Origin of the sequence: Pseudomonas sp. KK4 (genome assembly GCF_001984065.1) — a bacterium.
In the GTDB taxonomy this organism is placed as follows: domain Bacteria; phylum Pseudomonadota; class Gammaproteobacteria; order Pseudomonadales; family Pseudomonadaceae; genus Aquipseudomonas.
This window is the reverse complement of the sequence record NZ_LYVP01000061.1, coordinates 1-24,067: the sequence shown is the minus strand read 5'-3', so window position 1 is coordinate 24,067 and position 24,067 is coordinate 1. Positions and strand designations below refer to the sequence as shown.

Below are 24,067 nucleotides of genomic sequence, written 5' to 3'. Positions count from 1 at the left end.
CGGCCCGCGAAGAACAATTACGCGGTCCCACCTGCCGGAACACAAGCGCCCTACGGCACTTGCCAGACCCCTTACGTTAACGTAAAGATTGCTCCAGGGCGCCGATGTTTCAAGGCGCAGGGCGGACGACCCGGAGCGCTTGATGACGCTGATAAAAACAAACTCCCCCAAACTGCACCGCGAAGCCCGGCTGGCCCGGGAAAAGCTGCACCTGGAAGGCGAAGTGCCGGACGGCGTGCTGCGTGCGGAAATCGACGCCTCGTGGCGGCGTAGCCTCAGCCATGGCGTGCATTTCAACGCCAAGCACGAATTGGCCCTGGCCTCCGGCGCCAGCCTCGATGGGCTGCTGACCAGCAATCGCCTGTTGATCGACGCCGCGCTGCCGGCCATCGATTACCTGGCCGAACGCCAGGGCAAGGAAGGGTTGATCATTCTGGCCAACTCCGACGCCACCATCCTCGCCGTCGAAGGCCGCGCCGACCGTCTCAAGGGCAGCGGCCTGCAGGACATCACCCTCGGCGCCTGCTGGAGCGAAGCGGCGCGTGGCACCAACGCCCTTGGCACCGCACTGGTGGAAGCCCGGCCGACCCTGATCGATTGCGGCGAACATTATCTGGATCGCCTCAGTGATTTTTCCTGCACCTCGGTGCCGATCCATTGCCCCCAGGGCGACATCCTCGGCGTGCTCGACCTGACCCGTGAAGGCCCTCTGGGTCGTGCCCACGACAGCACCGCACTGCTGGCCATGGCGGTCAGCCAGATTGAAAGCCGCGTCTTCAACGCCAGCTACCCCGACGAAATCGTCCTGGCCTTCCACAGCCGTCGCCAATACCTCGAATCCCCCTGGCAGGGCCTGCTGGCGGTGAGCCTCGGCGGGCAGATCCTCGCGCTCAGTGCCCAGGCCTGCCAGTTGCTGCATGCCGAGCGCTCGGCGCTGGTCGGTCGACGCTGCGAAGAATTTCTCGGTGTCGATGGCCTGCAGCTCCTGGCTCGCCTGCATCAGGGCGGGGTCGGCAGCCTGCAGACCGCCAAGGGCGAATTCTTCTACAAGACCCTGCGCGCGCCGCAACGGACCCTCAACGTCGGCACTCCACCGCGCACCCCGGCCAAACCCGCCAAGCCCCAACACCCAGACCTCGAATCCCTGGCCGGCAGCAATGCCCGATACGCCCGAGCCCTGCGCATGGCCAAACAAGGCCTGGCCAACCAGTTGCCAGTGTTGCTGCTGGGGGAAACCGGCACCGGCAAAGAGGTCATCGCTCGTGCCCTGCACATGGCCGGCAGCCGGGCCGACAAGCCGTTCGTCGCGGTGAACTGTGCGGCCATCCCCGAAGGCCTGATCGAGTCGGAACTGTTCGGCTACCGCGAAGGCGCGTTTACCGGTTCGCGGCGCGGCGGCATGGTCGGGCGTTTGCAGCAGGCCCATGGCGGCACCCTGTTTCTCGATGAAATCGGTGACATGCCATTGGCCCTGCAAGCCCGGTTGCTGCGTGTATTGCAGGATCGCAAGGTCGCACCGCTGGGCGCCGGTGAAGAGCAGGACATCGACGTTGCCCTGATCTGCGCCACCCACCGCGACCTCAAGCGTCTGGTGGAGGACAAGCACTTTCGCGAAGACCTGTTCTACCGGGTCAACGGCATCAGCGTCATGCTCCCGGCCCTGCGCGAGCGCGAAGACTTCACGGCGCTGGTCGGTCGTCTGCTGATCAGGCTCGATGCGCCCACCGTCGTGCTGCACGACGACTTGAGCCGTCTGCTCGGTCACTACCATTGGCCCGGCAACATCCGCCAACTGGAGATGGTCCTGCGCACCGCGCTGGCCATGCGCGAACCGGGGGACACCGTGCTGACCCTCGATCACCTGCCCGACAGCATGCTCGACGAACTGACTGCCACCGAACGGCCCCAGGCCGGCAGCATCCGTGAAAACGAACTGGAGATGATTCGCCAGTCCCTGGACAGCCATCAGGGCAACGTTTCGGCCGCCGCCGACGCCCTGGGCATCAGCCGCGCGACCCTGTATCGCAAGCTCAAACAGTTGCGCTCGTGATGCAGCGGTTGATCGTGCGGCTGATCGACAGCCAGAACCCCGAAGCCCTGCAAGCGGCGCTGCGTTGGCTCTACAGCTTTGTACGGCCCCATCGTCTGGCGATCGCCGGGCTGCTGGGGCTGTCGGTCTGCGCGTCGGCCCTGGTGCTGGTGCAGCCGTGGCTGACCAAGCTGCTGATCGACGACGGCCTGCTGGCCCGCAACTTTCCGATGCTGGTGCTGATCGCCGGGCTGATGATCGTTGCCGGATTGCTTGGCACGGCGTTGTCGGGGATCAACCGTTACCTGCACACGCGGTTGTCCGGGCGCATGCTGTTCGCCCTGCGCGACGACCTTTATCGGCATTTGCAGACGCTGTCGCCGAGCTTCTACGGCCAGCGGCGAATCGGCGACCTGATGTCGCGTCTCGATGGCGATGTGGCGGAGATCCAGCGCTTTGCCGTGGACTCGCTGTTCTCGGCGGTGTCCAGCGTGATCGGCCTGGTGGTGGCGGTGGCGATGCTGTTGACGTTGTCTTGGAAACTTTCGCTGCTGGCGCTGGTGCTGATTCCCCTCGACGTGCTGTGGCTGCGCTGGATGCGGCGCAAGGTCGAGCGCGATGTGCGGCAGCTGCGAGAGCGTTCGGCGGACATGTCGTCGTTCATGGTCGAGACCCTGCCGGTGATGAAGTTCATCCAGTCCGCCGGCCAGCAACAGCGTGAAGCGCGGCGCCTGGAGAGCCTCGGCCAGGGTTACATGAGCCAGTTGCTGCGCCTGCAAGTCACCGAGTTTTTCACTCAGGCGGTTCCCGGTACGCTGACTTCACTGTCCCGCGCCTGTGCGTTTCTGATCGGCGGTTACTGGGTAGTCCAGGGCACCTGGCAACTGGGTGCGCTGATCGCCTTTTCCACTTATCTGGGCATGGCCGTCGGACCGGTCCAGAGCCTGCTCGGGTTGTACGTGGCAATCCAGCGCATGACCGTCAGCCTTGGCCGTGTGATGGAGCTTCGCGGCGAACAGCCCACGGTGCTCAGTCCCGAAACACCCAAGCCGATGCCGAGCTCAGTTGAGCTGCGTTTCGATGATGTGCACTTCAGCCATCCCGGGCGCACGACCACCCTGCGCGGCATCGAGGCGCGGATTCCCTACGGCTTGAAAGTCGCCCTGAGCGGTGGTTCCGGCGTCGGCAAATCGACCCTGATCGACCTGCTGCAACGCCACCACGATCCGCAATCCGGGCGGGTGCTGCTGGGCGAAGTGGATCTACGCGAGCTGGACCTGTTTCAACTGCGCCGGCGCATCGCCGTGGTCAGCCAGGACATCGTGCTGTTCCGCGGCAGCCTGGCGGACAACCTCGCTTATGCCGTGCCGGATGCCAGCCGTGAAGCGATCGCCGAAGTGGCGAAACTGGCACAACTCGACAGCCTGATCGCGTCCTTGCCCGAAGGCCTCGACAGCCCCCTGGGCGAGCGCGGCCAGCAGTTGTCCGGCGGGCAAAAACAACGCATCGCCATTGCCCGGGCGCTGTTGCAGGACCCGCTCATCCTGGTGCTCGACGAAGCCACCTCAGCGGTGGACGAGGCCACCGAGCGCGAAGTGATCGAGGCCATCGACCGCCTGTTTGCCGGGCGTACACGCATCCTGATCAGCCACCGTCCTTCGACCCTGGCCGATGCCGACCTGCGTTTCGAATTGCTCGACGGCGTGCTGGTTTCGAAAACGGTGCTGCATGAAGCCTGAGCTTTATAAACCTGGGCTGCGCATTGGCGTGGTGGACAGCGGGCACTCGGCGGCGCAACGGGTGCAAGTGATCGCCGGGCGACGGTTTTCCCTGGTGGAGGATGGTCTCGCCGAAAGCGACTTGCGCGACGATCCCCTGGGCCACGGCAGCGCGGTGATTGAAGCCATCGGTCGGCGTGCGCCAGTGGCCTTGTTTTGCGTGGCCCAGGTGTTCGATCAGCGAGGGGTCACCAGCGCCCTGCAAATCGCCTCGGCGATTGACTGGCTGGTGGCGCAAAAAGTGCGCCTGATCAATCTGAGTCTCGGTTTGCGTCAGGACCGCAGCCTGTTGCGGGCCGCCTGTGCCGCGGCGGTGGAGCGCGGTGTGTTGTTGTGTGCATCGAGCCCGGCGCAAGGCGAGGGCGTGTACCCGGCGAACTATCCACAGGTGCTGCGGGTGACCGGCGACGCGCGCTGCGCCGAACTCGAGTGGTCGTGGCTCAACAGCGCCCAGGCGGATTTCGCCGCGTGCGTGCATGGCACTTATCCCGGGCAGTCGGGCGCCAGTCTCGGCTGCGCGGCGTTGAGTGGGCACATTGCGGCCTACCTTGTGGAACAACCCGAGGCAAACAACGAACAGGTCATCGAGTATCTGCGCCAGCACGCTCGCTATCGTGGCCCGGAACGGCGGTACCGACCATGACGACGATTGTCATTCTCGGCGCCGGGCCGGCGGGGGCGGCGGTGGCTTTGGGGCTGCGCAGACTTGGGTACGCGGTGACGCTGGTCAGCGAGTGGCGCCGGTTTGCAGCGCTCGAAGGCGTGTCCCTGCGGGTACGGGAAGCGTTGCGCGGGGCCGGGTTGCGGCATGCCCTGACGGAGGCCGCGTTGCCTTCACAACGGCAGGTCAGCTGGAATGGCCAGCAGCATGCGCAGAACGTCGAATTTCTGCTGGATCGCCCGACTTTCGATCGCGGCCTGCGCGACGATGTGCGCGAGGCGGGTGTTGAACTGATCGAGGGCCGGGTGTTGTCGGTTCAGACGTCGGCCACCGGCCATCGTATCGAGATCGACGGGAAGCAGGCGTTGAGTGCGGACTTTCTGGTGGAGGCACGCGGCCGACAGGCACCCACCCTCGGCAAAGGCCTGCGTGGGCCGGAAACGGTCAGCCTGCTCAATCGCTGGCAAGGCACGCCGGGCGATGCTGCCAGCGCCGTGGAGAGCCTGGTGGACGGTTGGGCGTGGATGGCACGTCGTGCCGACGGTCAGTGTTACTGGCAATGGACGGTGGACGTGGCCAGTGCCGAACTGCCCACCAAGGCTCTTCTGCTCGAATACTGCCGACAGCGGCGTCAGGCATCGGTCGTGGCGCAGGACTTTTTCGGCGACGAACCTGAAACCGACCTGCAACTGCACGCCCGCAGCAGCACAGCAATCCTCAGCCCCCAAGTGTGCGGCGAGCACTGGATTCGCATCGGCGATGCAGCGATGGCGGTGGACCCGTTGTCGGGCAACGGCATCTTCCAATCACTGTCCTCGGCGCTGCAGGCACCGACGGTGATCAATACCCTGCTGCGCAAACCCGAGCGCGCAGCCCTGGCCCAGCGCTTTCATCAGCAACGGGTTGAACACCTGTTCCTGCGCTTCGCCCGCATCGGCCGGGATTTCTACGCCGATGAACAGCGCTGGCAGGATGAGCCGTTCTGGCAGGCACGGCGGCAATGGCCGGACGCCGAGATCGCCCATGCCGAGGCGGATTTCAATGCGCTGCGCATCGAACGGGCGCCGGTGTTGAAGGATGGGTTTGTCGATGAGGCCGAGGTGGTGATCACGGTGGATCAGCCGTTGGGGATCTGGCATGTGCAGGGGGTGGAATTGGCGCCGTTGGTGCGCCGGTTGCGCAGCGAGCCTGCGGAGCAGGTGTTGGCGAGGTTGACGGCGCAGCAGGGGAGGATGGTTCGTGGGTGGTTGTTGGCCCAGGGTTTCAAACCCTGATTTTTGAGGTGACCGATCCAGCCTATTCGCGAGCAAGCCCGCTCCCACAGGGCCCGCGGGTGTGCCTGCAATCCATGCCGCACAACAAGCCCCTGTGGGAGCGGGCTTGCTCGCGAAGGCGCCAGTAAGGGCGCCCTCAGGTCAAAGCTTGATCAACACCGACTTCAACTCGGTGTAATGCTCGATCGCCGCATACCCCATCTCCCGCCCGACCCCGGACATCTTGTAGCCGCCAAACGGCAACGCCGGGTCGAGTGCGCTATGGCAATTGACCCACACCGAACCGGACTTGATCCGCGGAATCATCCGGTGCACCGCCGCCAGGTCATTGGACCAGATGCTCGCGCCCAACCCATACGGGCTGTCGTTGGCCAGACGCAACGCATCGGCCTCGTCATCGAACGGAATCGCCACCAGCACCGGGCCGAAGATCTCTTCCTGCACCAGCGAGTGCTTCTGATCGACGTCGACGATCACCGTCGGCTTGACGAAAAACCCGGGCCCGAACTGCTCGCCACCGCAGGCGATGGTCGCGCCGCTTTCCCGGCCTTTCTCGATATACCCGTACACCCGTTCCTGCTGCCGCGCGGAAATCAACGGCCCCATCTCGACGCTCGGGTCCAGGCCGTTGCCGAGCTTCATCGCATTGGCGATGCCGGCGATGTCCGCCACCACGTTGTCGAAATGCTTGCGCTGCACATACAGGCGCGAGCCGGCGCAGCAGACCTGGCCCTGGTTGAAGAAGATCGCACTGGCGGCACCGGCGGCGGCGCTCGGCAGGTCGGCGTCGGCCATGACGATGGTCGGCGATTTGCCTCCCAGCTCCAGGGTGACCCGGGTCATGGAATCCATGGCGATCTTGCCGATCTGCTTGCCCACGGCGGTGGAGCCGGTGAAGGTCAGCTTGTCCACCAGTGGGTTGTGGGTCAGGGCCGAACCGGCAGTGATACCCGTGCCGGTCACCACGTTGAACACGCCCTCGGGGTAGCCCGCTTCCTGCACCAGTTCGGCGAGTTTGAGCGCGGTCAGCGGGGTTTCGTCGGCGGGCTTGAGCACCACGGTGCAGCCGGTGGCCAGGGCCGGGCCGAGCTTCCAGCAGGCCAGCAGCAGCGGGAAGTTCCAGGCAACGATGGCCCCGACCACGCCCACCGCTTCGCGACGGATGAAACTGTGGAGCTGATCGTGGGGCATCAGCGGCGCCGACACATCGACCGTGGTGCCTTCGATCTTGGTCGCCCAGCCGGCCATGTAGCGCAGGAAGTCGATGGACAGTTGCACATCCATCACCTGGGCCACGGCAGCGCTCTTGCCGTTGTTCAGGCATTCCAGTTGGGCCAGCAGCTCGGCGTCGCGCTGCATCAGGTCGGCAAGCTTCCACAACAGGTTCTGCCGCTCCCGTGGGCGGGTGCGGGTCCAGGCCGAATCGTCGAACGCCTGGCGGGCAGCGAGCACCGCACGGTCGACATCCTCCGGCGTGGCGCGAGGCACCACGCACAGCACCTCACCGGTGGCCGGGTTGTGCAGGGGCATGGTCTGGCCATCGGCGGCCTCGACCCATTCGCCACCAATGAGCATGCGCGGGGCGCGCTGGATAAACGCCGTAGCGGCGGGAAGCAGGGTGGGGAGCGACATGTTGAAACCTCGTTCTTGTTCGTGTGACGAGGCCTTTCGCAACGGTTGTGCCAGATGTGGTTTTTTACCCGCAAGGCCCGATCTGTTGGGCGCGGCAGCCACTTTGGCGTCCGCCTTGGCATCGACAACCGTCGCAAATTGCGACGCCATGAGACACCGCACACCATCCCTGTAGGAGCGAGCTTGCTCGCGATGGGGTTAGCCTGTAAGCCCGCGTCATCGTTCACGACCATCGCGAGCGAGCTCGCTCCTACAGGGGTCTATGCTTGTCTCAGAGTGAAACAACTGTCGCGAAATAAAACGTGGATCGACGACCACGTCATTGGCAAAACCTTCTTGATTCACCACAACTTATTGATTCAACGAGATATTCATAAGCTGGCACGCTCCGTGTATTGCTCATCGCAGACGTTTCTCTTGCCTCCGTCAGCGGCCCACCGCCGACGGCAGAAACCCAGAAAACGATAAGCCACAAAAATAAGAAAGCACCGTGCGAGGTTCGACGTTGATGAAGAGAAGACTCCGATCAGGCCTGAGTGCCAGTCTGCTGGCCGTGGCCGCTTGTGTGGCGCTGCATTCGCCCTACAGCCTGGCAGCCCGCGACGCCCAGACCATCCTCAAGGAAACCTGCCAGGGCTGTCACACCCCCGAAGCCGATAACGCCCTGAGCCGCATCAGCCACCAGCGCAAGACGCCCGAAGGCTGGCTGATGAGCATCGCCCGCATGCAGACCATGCACGGTTTGCAGATCAGCGACGAAGACCGCCGCACGCTGGTCAAGTACCTGGCCGACACCCAGGGCCTGGCGCCCAGCGAGACCGATGGCGTGCGCTACGCCATGGAGCGCCGGCTCAACACCGTCGAGCAATTCGATGACCAGACCAGCCAGATGTGCGGCCGCTGCCATTCCGGTGCGCGGGTCGCGCTGCAACGACGGCCGGCCCAGGAGTGGGAGCGTCTGGTGAACTTCCACCTCGGCCAGTGGCCGTCGCTGGAGTACCAGGCGCTGGCCCGCGACCGCGACTGGTTCGATATCGCTCGCAAAGAGATGGTGCCGCTGCTGGCCAAGCGTTATCCGCTGGACAATCCGGCCTGGAAGAAATGGCTGAGCACGGCACCCAAAAGCGAAGCCCTGGTGGGTGACTGGAGCTTCAGCGGTCACGTGCCGGGCAAGGGTGAACTGGCCGGTGTCATGACCGTAGGCGCCGACGGCAGCGACACCTTCAAGGTCAGTGTCAAAGGCCAGTATGCCGACGGTACCCCGTTCAATGGCGATGGCAGCGCGATCCTCTACACCGGCTACGAATGGCGCGGCAACGTGACCATCGACGGCGTGACCATGCGCCAGGTGTTCGCCGCCCAGGGCAATGCGATGCAGGGGCGGATGTTCGAGGCCGAGCATGATGAGCGTGGCCTGGACTTCGTTGCCGCCAAACAGGGCACCCAGCGTTTGCTGGCGGTGCAGCCGGGTTACCTTAAGGCCGGCAGCGAAACCGAAGTGACCCTGATCGGCAGTGGTCTCACTGGCAAGCCGAACTTCGGCAAAGGCGTTGAAGTCCTCGAAGTCATCGAGCAGAGCCCGCAGCAGATCAAAGTCAGACTCAAGGCCGCCGCCAGCGCCCAGCCGGGCCTGCGCACGGTCAGCGTCGGTACGTTGAAAGGCCCGAGCCTGTCGGTCTACAGCAAAATCGCCTCGGTGAAAGTAGTGCCGCAATTCTCGGTGGCGCGGATCGGCGAGGGCGGCGGTTCGACGCCGAAAGTCCAGGGCCGTTTCGACGCCGAAGCCTGGGGCAAGGGCGCCGATGGCAAGCCGTATCGCATCGGCGTGTTCCCGGCGCAATGGAAAGTCGAGCCCTTCGACGATCGCGCCAAGGAAGACGAGGACGTCAAGTTCGCCGGCACCATGCAGGCCGACGCGGGCGTGTTCACCCCGGGCGATGCCGGTCCCAACCCGCAACGCAAGATGTCCACCAACAATGCCGGCAACCTCAAGGTGATCGCCGCCGTCGACGACGCCGGCAAGTTCCTGACCGGCGAAGGCCACATGATCGTCACCGTGCAACGCTGGAACAATCCACCCATTCCTTGAGTTGGGCTGAAAGCAACGGCTTCAGACACTTTTTCGGAATGACCGCAGGCCTCGAAAACGGGGCCTGCACAGGAGGTTTGCAATGGGCGCTATCTTGAATCTGGTCGAACGCAACCTGCACGAAGTGCACGTCGACGCCGACCGCATGCTGTTTCACATCCCCAGCAGTTCGCTGTTCGCCAGCGATGAGCTGACGGGCACCATCATCGACACCTTGCGCGGCCCCGGCTGTTCGTCGGACGACCTGATCCAACGCCTGGCCGCGCGCTTCAACGGCGAAGAAATCACCGAAACCCTGCGCGAGCTCATGGCCCTGGAACTGGTCAGCGACGGCTCGCCGCTGACCCCGGACATCGCCACCAAACGTGTCGAACGCACCGCGATCAACACCGTGGTGCTCAACGTCAACACCGGCTGCAATTTGAGCTGCACCTACTGCTATAAGGAAGACCTCGACAAGCCCTCGGCGGGCAAGAAAATGGACGTGGAAACCGCCATTGCCTCGGTGGAAATGCTGCTGCGCGAATCCCCCGACGAAGAGCGCTTCACCGTGGTGTTTTTCGGCGGCGAACCCCTGAGCAATCGCAAACTGATCGAGTACATGGTCGACTACTGCGAGAAGCGTTTCAGCGAGGCCGGAAAGTTCGTCGAGTTCGTCATGACCACCAACGCGACGCTGCTCACTGAAGAAACCGTCGACTATCTCAATGCCCACCGCTTCGGCTTGTCCGTGAGCATCGACGGGCCGAAAACCGTGCACGACCGCAACCGCATCACCGTGGGCGGGCAGGGCACCTATGACGTGGTTCGGCGCAAGGCCCAGATGCTGCTCTCGCGCTATAACAGTCGTCCGGTGGGGGCGCGGGTGACCCTGACCACCGGCGTCACCGATGTCGAAACCATCTGGGATCACCTGTTCAACGAACTGGGTTTCGCCGAAGTCGGTTTTGCCCCAGTGACCTCCGGCGACATCAGCACGTTCAACCTGACCAGCGATGAGTTGATCGAAGTCTTTGCCAACATGAAAAAACTCGGTCGGCGCTATCTGGAGGCCGCCTTGGAGCACCGCAACATCGGCTTCTCCAACCTGCACCAGTTGATCACCGACATCCACGAAGGCCACAAAAAAGCCCTGCCGTGCGGTGCGGGCCTGAAGATGCTGGCGGTGGATCACAAGGGCGAGCTGAACCTGTGCCACCGCTTCACCGGCTCGAGCCTGCCGACCTTCGGCAACGTCCACAGCGGCGTGAAACAGGTGGCGCTCAACGACTTCCTGTCCCAGCGCCTGGACCGCACCAACACCGGCTGCGAAGACTGCCAGATCCGCAACCTGTGCTCCGGCGGCTGCTACCACGAGAGCTACGCCCGTTACGGCGACCCGACCCACCCGACCTATCACTACTGCGAACTGATGCGTGACTGGGTCGACTTCGGCATCGAGGTCTACACCCGGATCATGGCTCACAACCCTGCGTTCATCAGCAGTTACATCACTCCGCGCAAGGCTCACTGATATGAAACATCTCAAGGCAATCAATAACAAAGCGTTGAAGCTGGATCAGGCCGCGGATGAAAACCGCATCGAAGAAGTGGTGGCGATGAGCTCCGTGGCGGGCTGCGCCTCGACCACCGACCCGGGTTGGGAAATCGATGCGTTTGGCGGTGTGTCGTCGCTGTGCCAGCCGATGGAAGCCGACCTCTACGGCTGCTCCGACCCTTGCTGGTGGCCGGCCCAGGTGCCGGACATGATGAGCACCTACCCGGACTGGAACAAGGATGCCCAGGCGTCCAACGACAACTGGCGCAACCTCGGCACTGTCTTTCCCAAAGACAAGTGATCTGACAAAAAGAAGGATTCCAGCATGCACAGCATCACAGCCTGCGGCCTGGCCGCTTTCGCCGTCCTGAGCGCCGCTTCGCTCACGGTTCTGGCCGATGAAAACACCGCGTTGCAAGACGGTCACGAGTACATGTTGACCACCAATTACCCGAACAACCTGCACGTGATCGACCTGGCCAGCGACACGCTTTACAAGACCTGCAAGCTGCCGGACGCCTTCGGTCCCGGCACCGTGCAACTGTCGCCGGATCGCAAGACCGCCTATGTGTTGAACAACCATTATGCGGATGTCTACGGTGTCGAACTGGACAGCTGCAAGCAGGTATTCCACGCCAGCATCACCCAGAAGCCGGGTGAAAAAGCCAAGTCGATGTTCGCCTTTACGCTCAGCCACGACGGCAAGGAATTGTTCACCATCGCCAACCCGACGCTGATGATGAACGACCGCTACGAAGTGCAGCAGCCAAGACTGGACGTGTACAAGACCGACGCCGGCATGGACGCCAAACCGGTCCGCAGCTTCCCGGCACCTCGGCAGCTGACCATCATGCAGAGCGGCGACGACGGCACGCTGTACGTGGCGGGGGCGGACGTCTACAAGGTCAACGTGCAGACCGGCACGTTCGACGTGCTGATCCCCAGCCGCCACTGGAAGCGCGCCAACTACAGCGCGCCGGACGTGCTCTACGTGTGGAACCAGCAGACCTATCGCCATGACTTCTCGCTGCTGTACACCACCGCGAAGTTCAAGGACAAGAAGCAGGACCCGGCCACCGCCGAATACCTGTACGGGCTGTTCAGCGTCGACCTGAAGACCGGCAAGACCGAAACCACCGACTTCGGCCCGCTGACCGAAATCTACTTCAGCGGCATGCGCTCGCCCAAAGATCCGAACCTGATGTTCGGCGTGCTCAACCGCCTGGCCAAGTACGACATCAAACAGAAGAAAATGCTCCAGGCCGCAACCCTCGATCACTCCTACTACTGCATTTCCTTCAACAAGGACGGCAGCAAGATCTACCTGGCCGGGACCTTCAACGACGTGGCGATCTTCGATGCCGAGAGCCTGAAACAGGTCGGCAGCATCAAGTTGCCGGGCGGGGACATGGCCATCACCACGGCGCAGATCTTTGTACGATAAAGACTGACGCCACCGCGAGCGGGTCCGTGAACACCGCAGATCCAATGTGGGAGCGGGCTTGCTCGCGAACGCGGTGCGTCAGTCAATGAATATCTCGACGGATACACCGCATTCGCGAGCAAGCCCGCTCCCACAGGGTTCGATGTTGAATGCAGATCTGCGTGTCAACTCGGTCCCTGTGGGAGCTGGCCTGCCAGCGATGAGGCCGGCACATTCAACATCAATGTCGCCTGATGTTCCGCCATCGCGAGCAGGCTCGCTCCCACAAGTTCTGTACCCACCACAAAATTCCTGTGCAACACCCACCACTGTGGGAGCTGGCCTGCCAGCGATGAGGCCCTCAAGCCAACCGCAAAATCAAACCCCCGGCACCGGGCACCCCAAATCCCCCTCCGGGCACTTCAGGTATGTCTTGAACGTCTCCACCCGTGCCTTGGTCAACTCCATCACGCAATTGCCGTAGATCAACGGATAAACACTCCCACCCTCCACCCCGGACGCCGAAAACTTGCACTCGGCATCACGGAACGCAATCCACGACCGCTGCGCCCCCACCAGCAACTTCTTGCCGTCGGGATTGCCCTTGAGCCGCGCAGTGATCTGCTGATACAGCGCATTCAACTCCTTGTCCGCCGCCGCATGCTGCTGCGCCGCACACTGATTCATCGTCGCCTGGTCGGTAGCGTTATCGCAGTCCACGGCATGGGCCAGCGGGGTGAGGATGAGCGGCGTCAGGGCCAGCAGAACGCGTGCGTGCATGGAAAACTCGCTGTGAAAGGTGAAGTTGAAGGGCAGTGTAGCCAAGCCACTGCTGTGATAACGACAAGCGAGACCTGGCTGATACAACTTTCATACTGGACTTGTGGTCTTACAGGCCTACTGTTGTTCAGTACAGGAGGTGACTTATGAAACCAGTACCCAATAGTTTTGAGCGCAAAATAAAACTCAAATCGCCGCGCTCCCACGTCTGGCGTGCCTTGGTCGATGCCGAGGCGTTCGGTCAATGGTTTGGTGTGGCGCTTGAAGGCAGGCGCTTCATTGCCGGTGAGTGGACCCAGGGGCAGGTCACGTACCCCGGTTATGAACACGTGCTATGGAACGTGCTGGTGGAACGGGTCGAGCCGCAACAGCTGTTTTCATTTCGCTGGCACCCGTATGCGGTGAACCCGAAAATCGACTATTCCCAGGAGCCGACCACGCTGGTCAAGTTCGAACTGCAGGACTACGAGGACGGCACGCTGCTCAAGGTCTCCGAATCCGGTTTCGCTCACATTCCCGACATACGCCAGAAAGAGGCGTACTACATGGACAGCCGTGGTTGGGAAGAGCAATTGAGCCGCCTCGAGCATTTTCTGATTGAAAGCGCCAAGGCCCGTGGAGGTGAGTGACAAATCCCGAGAGGGTGGGCCGAGCAGGTATAGCGAATGTCTTACACGTGATGGTAGTGATATCTCCTGTTACAGATTGGATCCGATGCGTATTCTGGCCCCATCCACTGACGCACAGGAGTGCTCAGGATCATGGATGATCGGCCATTGCATGGAATGCTGACGACAGGGAGTCGTAATGGTCTTGGAAGAACCCGCTTCGGCGGGTTTTTTTATGGGTGAACGAAATGTATGGCCGCGAGCTACTTGGCGCTCGTGGCCATTTTTTTGCGGATCGAACCCTGTGGGAGCGGGCTTGCTCGCGAAGGCGGTGCATCAGCCAAAGAATATGTTGCCTGACACGCCGCCATCGCTGACAGGCCAGCCCCACAGGTTTTGTGGACAACGCGCAACACTGTGGGAGCGAGCCTGCTCGCGAGGGTCGTCAACGATGACACTGGCTATCTGAATCCCCGCGTCCTCCGCCCTTCATCACGTGCGATCAAGCTTCGCCGCAGCCCGCTCGGTGATCTGCGCCCGCAGTTTCAACGATCCAGCCGCGCGTTTGCGTGCCTCCTGCAGAACATTGGCAGGCGCCGATTCCGGACTGCCGGCCTGAAACGGCGGTGCCGGCGCGTATTCCAGTTGCAGCTGCACCAGCTCGGCGGTGTCCTGATCGAACAGTTCGGCGGCCAGGGTCAGGGCGAAATCGATGCCGGCGGTGATGCCGCCACCGGTCAGCAGGTTGCCGTCGCGCACCACTCGATCCTTTACCGCAATGGCTCCCAGCGGCGCCAGCAACTCGTGATAGGCCCAATGGGTGGTGGCGCGCTTGCCTTTGAGCAGGCCCGCCGCGCCGAGCACCAGCGCCCCCGTGCACACCGATGTGACATAACGCGCAGTCGCCGCCTGGGCCTTGATGAATCCCAGCGTCTGCTCATCCTCCATCAACGCCCCGACACCGCTGCCGCCGGGCACGCAGATCACGTCCAACGCCGGGCAGTCCTCGAAGGTGGTCGTGGGTTTGAGCATCAACCCGGTGCTGGAGGTGACGGGCAGCAAGTCCTTCCAGATCAGATGCACCTTCACGTCCGGCAACGAGGCCAACACATCGTAGGGACCGGTCAGGTCGAGTTGCTGGACCTGGGGAAACAACAGAAAGCCGATCTGCAAGGTCATGGTGGTGTTCTCCTGAAGTGGGTGGACGACTTCACTGTAGACGCCTAGGATTTGGCGCATACGCCAATCAACCCACGGATTACGCCAAAATGCCCAGAACCGTTCATGTGCTGGCATTTGCCAATGTGCAACTGCTCGATGTCACAGGCCCCTTGCAAGTGTTCGCCTCGGCCAACGACATCGCCCGCCAGCAAGGCTCGCCTACACCCTACGCGCCCTCGGTCATTGCCAGTGGCGGTGGCGCGGTGATGTCGTCGGCGGGGTTGGCGATGTTGGCCGAACCGTTGCCGGAGCAGGGCAGTGACACCTTGATCATCGCCGGTGGCTGGGGGGTTTACGCTGCGGCAGAAGATCAGCCTTTGGTGAACTGGGTGCGGGGCCATGCGGCGCAGTGTCGTCGGGTGGCCTCGGTATGCACCGGTGCCTTTTTGCTGGCGGCCAGCGGCTGGCTCGATGGCCGGCGTGTGGTCACTCACTGGACCCGTTGCGAACAACTGGCGCAGCAACACCCACGGTTGCAGGTCGAACCCAATCCGATTTTCATCAACGACGGCCCGGTCTGGACCTCGGCCGGGGTTACCGCCGGTATCGACCTGGCATTGGCGATGGTCGAAGCCGACCTTGGCCGCGCCATGGCCCTGGACGTTGCCCGGCAACTGGTGGTGTTCCTCAAGCGACCAGGTGGCCAGTCGCAATTCAGCGTGACCCTATCGTTGCAGCACGAAGGCGGGCGCTTCGACGAACTTCACGCCTGGATCAGCGAAAACCTTACCAAGGACCTGGGCGTCCCCACCCTGGCCGAGCAGGCCGGCATGAGCGAACGCAGCTTCATCCGGCACTATCGCGCAGACACTGGCCAGACCCCGGCCCGAGCCATCGAATTGATCCGCGTCGAAACTGCGCGACGCCTGCTCAGTGACACCGGCGTGCCCATCAAACGGGTGGCCATGCAATGCGGCTTCGGCAGTGAAGAAACCCTGCGTCGTAGCTTTCTGCGGGCCATGGGCGTGACGCCGCAAGCCTACCGCGAACGCTTTTGCGTCAGCGCTGCAGCAGATCCAGTAACGCCTTGAGCGTGGCCTCGGGGGCTTCTTCGGGAATGTTGTGCCCAATCCCTGCCAGCACCCGGCGTTCATACGGGCCGGTGAAATGCTCGATGTCATCGTCGACTTCCGGTGCCGGGCCAACACCGTCGTCGGCGCCGCACAGGGAGATCGTCGGCACGCTGATCGCAGGCTGTCGCGTCAGCGCTTGCTCCATCCATTCCAGCGCCGGATCGCCCTGCACATACATGAACCGGTGCCGATAGGAGTGAATCACCACGTCGACGAAATCCGGGTTGTCGAACGCTGGTGCTGTACGCGGGTACAACTCAGGCCCCCGGTCCCAAGTCGGCGACCACAACGTCCACAACAACTCGCAAAACTCCCGGCGCTTCTCGGTCAGCCCTGCCACACCCCGTGGCGTGTGGAAATAGTACTGATACCAGAGGCGATGCTCCTTCTCTGGCGCCCGTGGCTGTGTCGAACGGGGAATGTCCTGCAAGTTGTAGCCATCACCTGTCACCAGGCAACGCACCCGCTCTGGCCACAACGCCGCCAAGATACACGCCGCCCGACCGCCCCAGTCGTATCCGCACAGGGCTGCTTGCGGGATGGACAGGGCGTCCATCAGATCAAGCAAGTCCTTGGCGAGGGCGGCTTGCTGGCCGGAGCGCAGGGTGTCGGGGCTTAGGAAGCGGGTCGGGCCGTAGCCGCGCAGGTAGGGGACGATGACGCGATAGCCCAGGGCCGCCAGGGGCGGGGCGATTTCATCGAAGGCACGCGGGGAGTAGGGGAAGCCGTGGAGCAGAATGACCGGATCGCCACCGCTGGGGCCGTGTTCTTCGTAGGCGACGCTGAGCTGCGAAGTGCGGAGGGTTTTTATGGGATGTTCGGCCACGGTGGGCTCCTGATGATTGACTGTTAAAGATTAGCCTCGCCAGGTTTCAGGTGGGTGACGCATGGAAGGTCGAATCCGCAGCCTTTTCCGCGCTCCAGGCTTTTTGTGGCGACGGAGCTTGCTCCCGCCGGGTTGCGAAGCAGCCCCGGCGATCCGTCAGCGATACCACCTTCGTGAGGATTTGCGCCTGCTTCGCAGTCGAACGGGAGCAAGCTCCCTCGCCACAAAAGCACTCTTTGCACGATTGATCACGGCTGCCAAAAACTCTTCTCCCCACCCAGTTTGCGATCCAGAAAACTCGCCGCGCTGATCAACGCCAAGTGCGTCAACGCTTGCGGCGTGTTGCCCATGTGCCGGGCGCGGCTGTCGAACTCCTCTGCATACAACCCCAGCGGATTGGCGTACCGCAGCAGTTGTTCGAACTCCAGATGCGCCTGTTCCACCCGCCCGGCACGGGCCAGGCATTCGACGTACCAGAACGAACACGCGGCAAACGCGCCTTCGGTGCCGGGCAGGCCGTCGATCCGGGTGTCCTGGTTGTGGTAGCGATACACCATGCCGTCGCGCACCAGGGTTTTCTCGATGGCATCCAGCGTCGCGAGCCAGCGTGGGTCCTTGGCGCTGACGAAGCGCACCAGCGGCATCAGCAACATCGAACCGTCAAGGCCGGTGCCGCCGATGTGCTGGATGAAATGCCCGCGTTGCTCGTCCCAGAAGTTGTCCCAGATGTCGGCGTAGATCGCCTGACGCGTCTGGTCCCAGCGGGCGAAGGGCGCCGGCAGCGAACGCTTCGAGGCCAGGCGGATCGCCCGGTCCAGCGCCACCCAGCACATCAGTCGCGAGTGCAGAAAGTGATGCTGTTCACCACGCATTTCCCAGATCCCCACATCTTCCTGCTGCCAGGTTTCGCAGACCTGATCGACGACCTCGACCGTGTGTTTCCAGCCCTCATGGGAAATGGCCTCGCCGTACTTGTTGACCAGGTACACCGCGTCCATCAGTTCACCAAAGATATCGAGCTGAACCTGCGCATAGGCCAGGTTGCCGATGCGCACCGGTTTCGCGCCGCCGTGGCCGGACAGATGCGTCAACTCGATTTCCGGCAGCTCCTGACGGCCGTCGATGCCGTACAGGATATTGAGCTTCATCGGCTTGCCCTGGCAGTCACTGACCCGCCCGCGCAGCCAGCGCATATAGGCGTTGGCTTCTTCGACGAAGCCCAGGCGCATGAAGGCGTAGACGGTGAACGAGGCGTCGCGGATCCAGGTGTAGCGGTAATCCCAGTTGCGTTCACCGCCGGCGGTTTCCGGCAGGCCAAAAGTCGCCGCCGCGAGAATCGCGCCGTGCTTGCGTGAAGTCAGCAACTTCATGGCCAGCGCCGAGCGATTGACCATTTCCCGCCAGCGCCCGCGGTAGTTGGATTGGCCGATCCAGTCGCGCCAGAACTTGAGGGTGCGTTCCAGGCACAACGCGGCGGCACCTTCCTTGAAGCGCGGGTCGTCGACGGCCCCGAGCAGGAACTCGGCGGTCTGGTTTTGTTCGAGGGTGAATCGGGCCACGGCAGCGTTGCCATTGATGCTCAAGGGCTGGTCCGCCGCCAAACGAAGGGATGGCTGATCGTCGGCTTCGAAGAGCGCATCCTGGTTGTCCAGCCGCGCACGGGTGTTGGCGCGGGCGTAGTCATGGCGCACGGCACAGCGCAGATGGATCGTCGCACGGCCACTGACCACGCGTACTCGGCGCATCAGCATCGGCAGGCAATCTTCGGTGTCACCAATGGGCAGCAGATCGGTGATCTCCACCACCGCGCGGTCGCTCAGCCAGCGGGTTTGCAGCACGTTGGTATCGGGCAGATAGATCTGCTCGCGACGGGCGTCGGGCAGGTCCGGGAACAGCTGGAAAATACCGGCCTCGGGGGTGTCCAGCAGCGAACAGAAAATCGATGGGCTGTCGAATTCCGGCCAGCAGAAAAAATCCACGCTGCCCTTGTCGTTGACCAGCGCGGCACTGCGCATGTCGCCGATGATACCGTGGGCGTCGATGGGGCTTTGGCGTTCGGGGTGATCAGCCATTGTCGCGAAACTCCGGGAGGCAGGGACTTAAGTAGCTGACTGGTTTTGCCGGGCCGGAGTTCATTTGGCGGTGTCTGTTGCGGCCCCTTCGCGAGCAAGCCCGCTCCCACAGGGCTAGCGGATATTCACAAAACTTGCAGTCCCCCCCGACCGCTGTGGGAGCGGGCTTGCCCGCGAAGAGGCCTTCACATTCAACCAACAATTTCCCGCTACCCCGTCAATCATCCGTTATGGCAACTTGCAGACCCCCTGATTGAGGCCGGACTGCCATGGCAAACCCCTACCGCGAACTGTTCAAAGCCCCCGGCAGCCGTGCCTTCGTCCTGGCCGCAATGATCGCGCGCATGCCGATTTCCATGACCGGCATCGGCCTGATCACCATGCTGTCGCAGTTGCAGGGCGGGTACGGCCTGGCCGGTGCGGTGGCAGCGACCTTTGCCCTGGCCACCGCTTTCTGTGCACCGCAGGTCTCGCGACTGGTGGACCGTTTCGGCCAGCGGCGGATTCTGCCGGTGGCGGCACTGGTGGGTGGCGGGGCGCTGTTGATGGTGTTGCTTTGCACCCGGTTGCAGGCACCGAACTGGACCTTGTTCGTGTTCGCCGCCATCGCCGGTTGCATGCCGAGCATGTCGGCCATGGTGCGGGCGCGCTGGACCGAGCTGTATCGCGGTCAGCCACAGTTGCAAACCGCCTACGCCCTTGAATCGGTGCTGGACGAAGTCTGCTTCATCGTCGGCCCGCCCTTGTCGGTGGGCCTGTGCGTGGTGGCGTTTCCCGAGGCCGGCCCGCTGGTGGCGGCACTGATGCTGGCCATCGGCGTCACTGCGTTTGTCCTGCAACGCAGCACTGAGCCGCCGGTGCATGCCCATGAGGAACACCCGTTCGGCTCGATCATCCGCAGCGTGGACATTCAGTTGTTGCTGCTGTTGATGATCGCCATGGGCACCATCGTCGGGGTGATCGACGTGGTCAGCGTGGCTTTCGCCCAACAGCAGGGGCAACCGGCGGCGGCGAGTATCGTATTGTCGGTGTACGCCATCGGATCGTGCCTGGCCGGGCTGGCGTTCGGCGCGCTGCGCTCGAAAGCGCCGCTGGCGCGCTTGTTTCTGTATGGCGGGGTAGCGACGGCGGTGACCACCTTGCCCTTGTTGCTGGCCGTGAACATTCTTGGCCTGTCGCTGGCGGTGTTCGTCGCCGGGCTATTCTTCGCCCCGACCCTGATCGTTGCCATGGCACTGGTCGAGCAGATCGTTCCGCCGGCCAAACTCACCGAAGGCCTGACCTGGCTGGTCACGGGATTGAGCATCGGCGTGGCGATCGGTGCGGCCAGTTCCGGGTGGCTGGTGGATGCGTTCGGCGCGCGCAGCGGATTTTGGGTGGCGATTGCGGCCGGGGCTGTCATCCTGGGCTCGGCGGTACAAACCTATCGCCACCTGAAATGATGACCTGTAGCAGCGAGTATGCTCGCCACTACAGTGGCACTGTTCGGCCACAGCCAGGGCGCCTTGCTGTCGTTTGACGCAGAGCGTGGGACTGGCCGTCGCAGGGAAGCTGAACCCATCCTGAAGAACTCCGCAATTGCCCGACCACACGCCGATCCCTCGTTTACTCTGCAAATACCGGGGCGTAAGCTCCGCGCGTTTTCATCCATAACGGAGACCCACAGTGGGTACTTGTTCGAGTGACAGTAGTCGGCCGGTTTCGATAACCGGCACCTTCCCGGCAAGATAACGCGCTGATCTGCACGCCGTTGTCTCGCCGTAAAAGCGAGCAGCGGCATCCCGATTTCTGGCTGAATCAGGCCGGACTCCCGACGCCCTCTCATCGACGCTGAACCGTGCGTGATGTTCGACTCATGGTCGTCATCGCGGCGCACCGACACGCCTGCTTGACGGTTTCCCGGCTGACCCTGGGGGAGCTGCCATGAACCTGACCCTGCTCAAGGAGTTCTTCGCCGGATTCCTGCGCACCCGCCACATTGCCCGGCATTTTCGTCGCCTGGCGCTGCTGGAAAACTTTACGGATACCACGGTCAGCCGCGAAGTGCCGCCGACCCTGGCGCAAACGCTGGTCAGTGCTGCCGGCAGTGACATCGGCCCGTTGCTCAACACCTTGAGCAGTCACACCGATGGCCTGAGCGAAACGCAAGCCGAAGCACTCCGCGCGCAGTTCGGCCTCAACTAAGTCGAGCACGAACAACCACTGCCCTGGTGGACCCACCTGTGGCACTGCTACAAGAACCCGTTCAACCTGCTGCTGACCTTGCTGGCGGTGATCTCCTGGCTGACCGAGGACCTGAAAGCGGCCATCGTGATTTTTTCCATGGTGGTGCTCTCGACCTTGCTGCGGTTCTGGCAGGAGACCAAGTCCAACCAGGCCGCCGATGCGCTCAAGGCCATGGTCAGCAACACCGCGACGGTGCTGCGTCGGGAAGACGACGGCGCCCGGCGCCTGGAACTGCCGATCAAACAACTGGTGCCGGGGGACCTGATCGTGCTCTCGGCCGGCGACATGATTCCCGCCGATTGTCGGGTGCTCAGCGCCAAGGACCTGTTCGTCAGCCAGGCGGCGATGACCGGTGAATCGATGCCGGTGGAAAAATTCCCCCGTCAGCAGGACAGTGACACCCTCAACCCACTGGACCTGGACAACATCCTGTTCATGGGCACCAACGTGGTGTCCGGCTCGGCCATGGCGCTGATTCTCACCACCGGCAACAGCACCTATTTCGGCGCGCTGGCACAACGGGTCGGCGCCACGGACCGCGCCCCGACCTCGTTTCAGAACGGCGTCAACAAAGTCAGCTGGCTGTTGATCCGCTTCATGTTCGTCATGGCGCCGCTGGTGCTGTTCATCAACGGTTTCACCAAGGGCGACTGGACCGAAGCGCTGTTGTTCGCCCTGTCGATCGCCGTGGGCCTGACCCCGGAAATGCTGCCGATGATCGTCACCTCGACCCTGGCCAAGGGCGCGGTGTTCCTTTCGCGCAAGAAGGTCATCGTCAAACGCCTGGACGCGATCCAGAACTTCGGCGCCATGGACGTGCTGTGCACCGACAAGACCGGCACCCTGACCCAGGACAAGATCTTCCTGGCACGCAATGTCGATGTCTGGGGCAACGATTGCGATGATGTGCTGGAAATGGCGTATCTGAACAGCTACTACCAGACCGGCCTGAAGAACCTGCTGGATGTGGCGGTGCTCGAGCACGTGGAAATTCATCGTGAATTGAAAGTCGGCACCGCGTTTCGCAAGGTCGACGAGATCCCGTTCGACTTCACCCGCCGGCGCATGTCGGTGGTGGTCGCCGAGCGTGAGCATGCGCCTCTGCTGATCTGCAAGGGCGCGGTGGAGGAGGTGCTGGCGGTGTGCACCCGGGTGCGGCATGGCGCAGTGGACGAAGTATTGAGCGAACATTTGCTCGCGCGCATCCGTCAGGTCACCGCTGCGTTCAACGCCGAAGGCCTGCGGGTGGTGGCGGTGGCCGCGCGGCCGATGATCGAAGGGCGCGAGATCTACAGCCTGGCGGATGAGCGGGAGCTGACGCTGATTGGCTACGTCGCCTTCCTCGACCCGCCCAAGGACAGCACCGCACCGGCGCTCAAAGCCCTGGCCGAGCATGGCGTGGCGGTGAAAGTGCTGACCGGCGACAACGAATTGGTCACCGCGAAGATCTGCCGCGAAGTCGGGCTGCAACAGCAAGGCCTGCTGCTGGGCAACGACGTGGAGCGCATGAGCGATGCCGAACTGGCGGTGGCGGTGGAACACACCAATGTGTTCGCCAAACTGACGCCGTCGCACAAGGAACGCATCGTGCGCCTGCTCAAGGGCAACGGCCATGTGGTGGGGTTCATGGGTGACGGCATCAACGATGCGCCGGCGTTGCGCACGGCCGATATCGGTATTTCGGTGGACAGCGCCGTGGACATCGCCAAAGAAGCGGCAGACATCATCCTCCTGGAAAAAAGCCTGATGGTGCTGGAGGAGGGCGTGCTGGAAGGGCGGCGCACCTTCGCCAACATGCTCAAGTACATCAAGATGACCGCCAGTTCCAACTTCGGCAACGTGTTCTCGGTGCTGGTGGCCAGTGCGTTCATTCCGTTTTTGCCGATGCTGCCGATGCACTTGCTGGTGCAGAACCTGCTCTATGACATTTCACAGATCGCCATCCCGTTCGATAACGTCGACGCTGAAATGCTGAAGCAACCACAGCGCTGGCAGCCGGCGGATGTAGGGCGGTTCATGCTGTTTTTCGGGCCGATCAGCTCGATCTTCGACATCAGTACCTTTGCCCTGATGGGGTACGTGTTCGACGCCAGTACCCCGGACCATCAAACCCTGTTCCAGTCAGGCTGGTTCGTGGTCGGGCTGCTGACCCAGACGCTGATCGTGCACATGATCCGCACGCCGAAGGTACCTTTCCTGCAGAGCCGGGCGGCGATGCCGTTGATGGTGATGACCGGCGTCATCATGGCCGTGGGGATCTTCCTGCCGATGGGGCCGCTGGCGCACTACTTCAAACTGCAGGCGCTGCCGTCGCTGTACTTCGTGTTCCTGCCGCTGATCCTGCTGGCGTACATGGCCCTGACCCAGGCGGTGAAAGGCTTCTACATCCGCCGGTTTGGCTGGCAGTGATGCGCCGCGCTCACATCAACGATAACGCCGGGGTCTCAGACTGCCCGCATCGCCATGTGTTTTCCGCGCAGCCCCCTGTAGGAGCGAGCATGCTCGCGATGGTCGTCAACGATAACGCGGGAAGCCTGGCACCCCGCGGCGTACTCGGGTTCATCGCGAGCAAGCTCGCTCCTACAGGGTCGGCGCAGGCCTTTGTAGGAGCGAGCATGCTCGCGATGGTCGTCAACGATAACGCGGGAAGCCTGACACCCCGCGGCGGCCTCAGGTTCATCGCGAGCAAGCTCGCTCCCCGGGTTTGCACAGACCCTTGTAGGAGCGAGCTTGCTCGCGATGGACGTCAACGATAACGCGGGAAGCCTGACACCCTGCGGCGGCCTCCGGTTCATCGCGAGCAAGCTCGCTCCTACAGGGTCGGCGCAGGCCTTTGTA

16 protein-coding genes and 1 pseudogene are annotated in these 24,067 nt (G+C 62.9%); 12 read left to right on the top strand and 5 right to left on the bottom strand.

Annotated elements, in window-relative coordinates; translation table 11 throughout:
• Positions 1-142 precede the first annotated feature (142 nt).
• Genes B0W55_RS19275 through B0W55_RS19260 form a run of 4 tightly spaced genes read left to right on the top strand, consistent with a single transcriptional unit; the run spans position 143 to position 5,742 of the window.
• Positions 143-2,050 (top strand): sigma-54-dependent Fis family transcriptional regulator, encoded by a 1,908-nt coding sequence (locus B0W55_RS19275; RefSeq protein WP_077047508.1) that lies wholly within the window; start codon positions 143-145, stop codon positions 2,048-2,050.
• Positions 2,050-3,768, top strand: coding sequence for an ABC transporter ATP-binding protein (locus B0W55_RS19270; RefSeq protein WP_077047507.1), 1,719 nt, complete (start codon positions 2,050-2,052; stop codon positions 3,766-3,768). The genes B0W55_RS19275 and B0W55_RS19270 overlap by 1 nt, the downstream gene beginning before the upstream one ends.
• Positions 3,758-4,450, top strand: coding sequence for a S8 family serine peptidase (locus tag B0W55_RS19265; RefSeq protein ID WP_077047506.1), 693 nt, complete (start codon positions 3,758-3,760; stop codon positions 4,448-4,450). Before B0W55_RS19270 ends, B0W55_RS19265 begins: the two co-directional genes overlap by 11 nt.
• Entirely contained in the window at positions 4,447-5,742 is a 1,296-nt protein-coding gene (locus B0W55_RS19260; RefSeq protein ID WP_077047505.1) for an NAD(P)/FAD-dependent oxidoreductase, read from the top strand. The genes B0W55_RS19265 and B0W55_RS19260 overlap by 4 nt, the downstream gene beginning before the upstream one ends.
• A 141-nt stretch (positions 5,743-5,883) precedes the next feature.
• On the opposite strand, the gene B0W55_RS19255 is transcribed toward B0W55_RS19260, so the two are convergent.
• On the bottom strand, positions 5,884-7,374 hold the full coding sequence (locus B0W55_RS19255; RefSeq protein ID WP_077047511.1) for an aldehyde dehydrogenase: 1,491 nt from the start codon (positions 7,372-7,374) through the stop codon (positions 5,884-5,886).
• Positions 7,375-7,882: 508 nt separating this feature from the next.
• Between B0W55_RS19255 and peaA the strand changes: the two genes are divergently transcribed.
• From peaA to peaD, 4 genes are all read left to right on the top strand, one after another.
• Entirely contained in the window at positions 7,883-9,463 is a 1,581-nt protein-coding gene (peaA, locus tag B0W55_RS19250; protein WP_077047504.1) for a quinohemoprotein amine dehydrogenase subunit alpha, read from the top strand.
• 82 nt (positions 9,464-9,545) lie between these two features.
• A complete protein-coding gene (gene peaB / locus B0W55_RS19245) occupies positions 9,546-10,976 on the top strand; it encodes a quinohemoprotein amine dehydrogenase maturation protein (protein WP_077047503.1) in 1,431 nt (476 codons plus the stop codon).
• 1 nt (position 10,977) lies between these two features.
• Positions 10,978-11,301, top strand: a complete 324-nt coding sequence (qhpC, locus tag B0W55_RS19240) for a quinohemoprotein amine dehydrogenase subunit gamma (protein ID WP_008016081.1) — start codon at positions 10,978-10,980, stop codon at positions 11,299-11,301.
• Positions 11,302-11,325: 24 nt separating this feature from the next.
• Entirely contained in the window at positions 11,326-12,444 is a 1,119-nt protein-coding gene (gene peaD, locus B0W55_RS19235; RefSeq protein ID WP_077047502.1) for a quinohemoprotein amine dehydrogenase subunit beta, read from the top strand.
• Positions 12,445-12,801: 357 nt separating this feature from the next.
• Here the strand turns inward: peaD and B0W55_RS19230 are convergent, their stop codons facing one another.
• Positions 12,802-13,203, bottom strand: a complete 402-nt coding sequence (locus B0W55_RS19230; protein ID WP_077047501.1) for a lysozyme inhibitor LprI family protein — start codon at positions 13,201-13,203, stop codon at positions 12,802-12,804.
• 146 nt (positions 13,204-13,349) lie between these two features.
• Between B0W55_RS19230 and B0W55_RS19225 the strand changes: the two genes are divergently transcribed.
• A complete protein-coding gene (locus B0W55_RS19225) occupies positions 13,350-13,832 on the top strand; it encodes an SRPBCC family protein (RefSeq protein ID WP_077047500.1) in 483 nt (160 codons plus the stop codon).
• Between the two features lie 471 nt (positions 13,833-14,303).
• Here B0W55_RS19225 and inhA read toward each other — a convergent pair whose 3' ends face one another.
• Complete coding sequence (gene inhA / locus B0W55_RS19220) at positions 14,304-14,990, bottom strand: isonitrile hydratase (protein WP_077047499.1); 687 nt, start codon at positions 14,988-14,990, stop codon at positions 14,304-14,306.
• Positions 14,991-15,079: 89 nt separating this feature from the next.
• Between inhA and B0W55_RS19215 the strand changes: the two genes are divergently transcribed.
• On the top strand, positions 15,080-16,063 hold the full coding sequence (locus B0W55_RS19215; protein ID WP_077047498.1) for a GlxA family transcriptional regulator: 984 nt from the start codon (positions 15,080-15,082) through the stop codon (positions 16,061-16,063).
• On the opposite strand, the gene B0W55_RS19210 is transcribed toward B0W55_RS19215, so the two are convergent.
• Both B0W55_RS19210 and B0W55_RS19205 read right to left on the bottom strand, forming a co-directional pair.
• On the bottom strand, positions 16,032-16,931 hold the full coding sequence (locus B0W55_RS19210) for an alpha/beta fold hydrolase (RefSeq protein ID WP_077047497.1): 900 nt from the start codon (positions 16,929-16,931) through the stop codon (positions 16,032-16,034). The genes B0W55_RS19215 and B0W55_RS19210 overlap by 32 nt on opposite strands.
• 248 nt (positions 16,932-17,179) lie before the next feature.
• Complete coding sequence (locus B0W55_RS19205) at positions 17,180-19,003, bottom strand: glycoside hydrolase family 15 protein (RefSeq protein WP_077047496.1); 1,824 nt, start codon at positions 19,001-19,003, stop codon at positions 17,180-17,182.
• Positions 19,004-19,272: 269 nt separating this feature from the next.
• Between B0W55_RS19205 and B0W55_RS19200 the strand changes: the two genes are divergently transcribed.
• Together B0W55_RS19200 and mgtA are read left to right on the top strand one after the other, a co-directional pair.
• A complete protein-coding gene (locus B0W55_RS19200; protein WP_077047495.1) occupies positions 19,273-20,445 on the top strand; it encodes an MFS transporter in 1,173 nt (390 codons plus the stop codon).
• Positions 20,446-20,926: 481 nt separating this feature from the next.
• Positions 20,927-23,638 (top strand): annotated as a pseudogene (gene mgtA, locus B0W55_RS19190) (magnesium-translocating P-type ATPase).
• Positions 23,639-24,067: the final 429 nt, after the last annotated feature.

Excerpts from the sequence above, each read along its gene's own strand:
- B0W55_RS19275 (WP_077047508.1), top strand. The coding sequence starts at position 143 with ATGACGCTGATAAAAACAAACTCCCCCAAACTGCACCGCGAAGCCCGG.
- B0W55_RS19270 (WP_077047507.1), top strand. The coding sequence starts at position 2,050 with ATGCAGCGGTTGATCGTGCGGCTGATCGACAGCCAGAACCCCGAAGCC.
- B0W55_RS19265 (WP_077047506.1), top strand. The coding sequence starts at position 3,758 with ATGAAGCCTGAGCTTTATAAACCTGGGCTGCGCATTGGCGTGGTGGAC.
- B0W55_RS19260 (WP_077047505.1), top strand. The coding sequence starts at position 4,447 with ATGACGACGATTGTCATTCTCGGCGCCGGGCCGGCGGGGGCGGCGGTG.
- B0W55_RS19255 (WP_077047511.1), bottom strand. The coding sequence starts at position 7,374 with ATGTCGCTCCCCACCCTGCTTCCCGCCGCTACGGCGTTTATCCAGCGC.
- peaA (WP_077047504.1), top strand. The coding sequence starts at position 7,883 with ATGAAGAGAAGACTCCGATCAGGCCTGAGTGCCAGTCTGCTGGCCGTG.
- peaB (WP_077047503.1), top strand. The coding sequence starts at position 9,546 with ATGGGCGCTATCTTGAATCTGGTCGAACGCAACCTGCACGAAGTGCAC.
- qhpC (WP_008016081.1), top strand. The coding sequence starts at position 10,978 with ATGAAACATCTCAAGGCAATCAATAACAAAGCGTTGAAGCTGGATCAG.
- peaD (WP_077047502.1), top strand. The coding sequence starts at position 11,326 with ATGCACAGCATCACAGCCTGCGGCCTGGCCGCTTTCGCCGTCCTGAGC.
- B0W55_RS19230 (WP_077047501.1), bottom strand. The coding sequence starts at position 13,203 with ATGCACGCACGCGTTCTGCTGGCCCTGACGCCGCTCATCCTCACCCCG.
- B0W55_RS19225 (WP_077047500.1), top strand. The coding sequence starts at position 13,350 with ATGAAACCAGTACCCAATAGTTTTGAGCGCAAAATAAAACTCAAATCG.
- inhA (WP_077047499.1), bottom strand. The coding sequence starts at position 14,990 with ATGACCTTGCAGATCGGCTTTCTGTTGTTTCCCCAGGTCCAGCAACTC.
- B0W55_RS19215 (WP_077047498.1), top strand. The coding sequence starts at position 15,080 with ATGCCCAGAACCGTTCATGTGCTGGCATTTGCCAATGTGCAACTGCTC.
- B0W55_RS19205 (WP_077047496.1), bottom strand. The coding sequence starts at position 19,003 with ATGGCTGATCACCCCGAACGCCAAAGCCCCATCGACGCCCACGGTATC.
- B0W55_RS19200 (WP_077047495.1), top strand. The coding sequence starts at position 19,273 with ATGGCAAACCCCTACCGCGAACTGTTCAAAGCCCCCGGCAGCCGTGCC.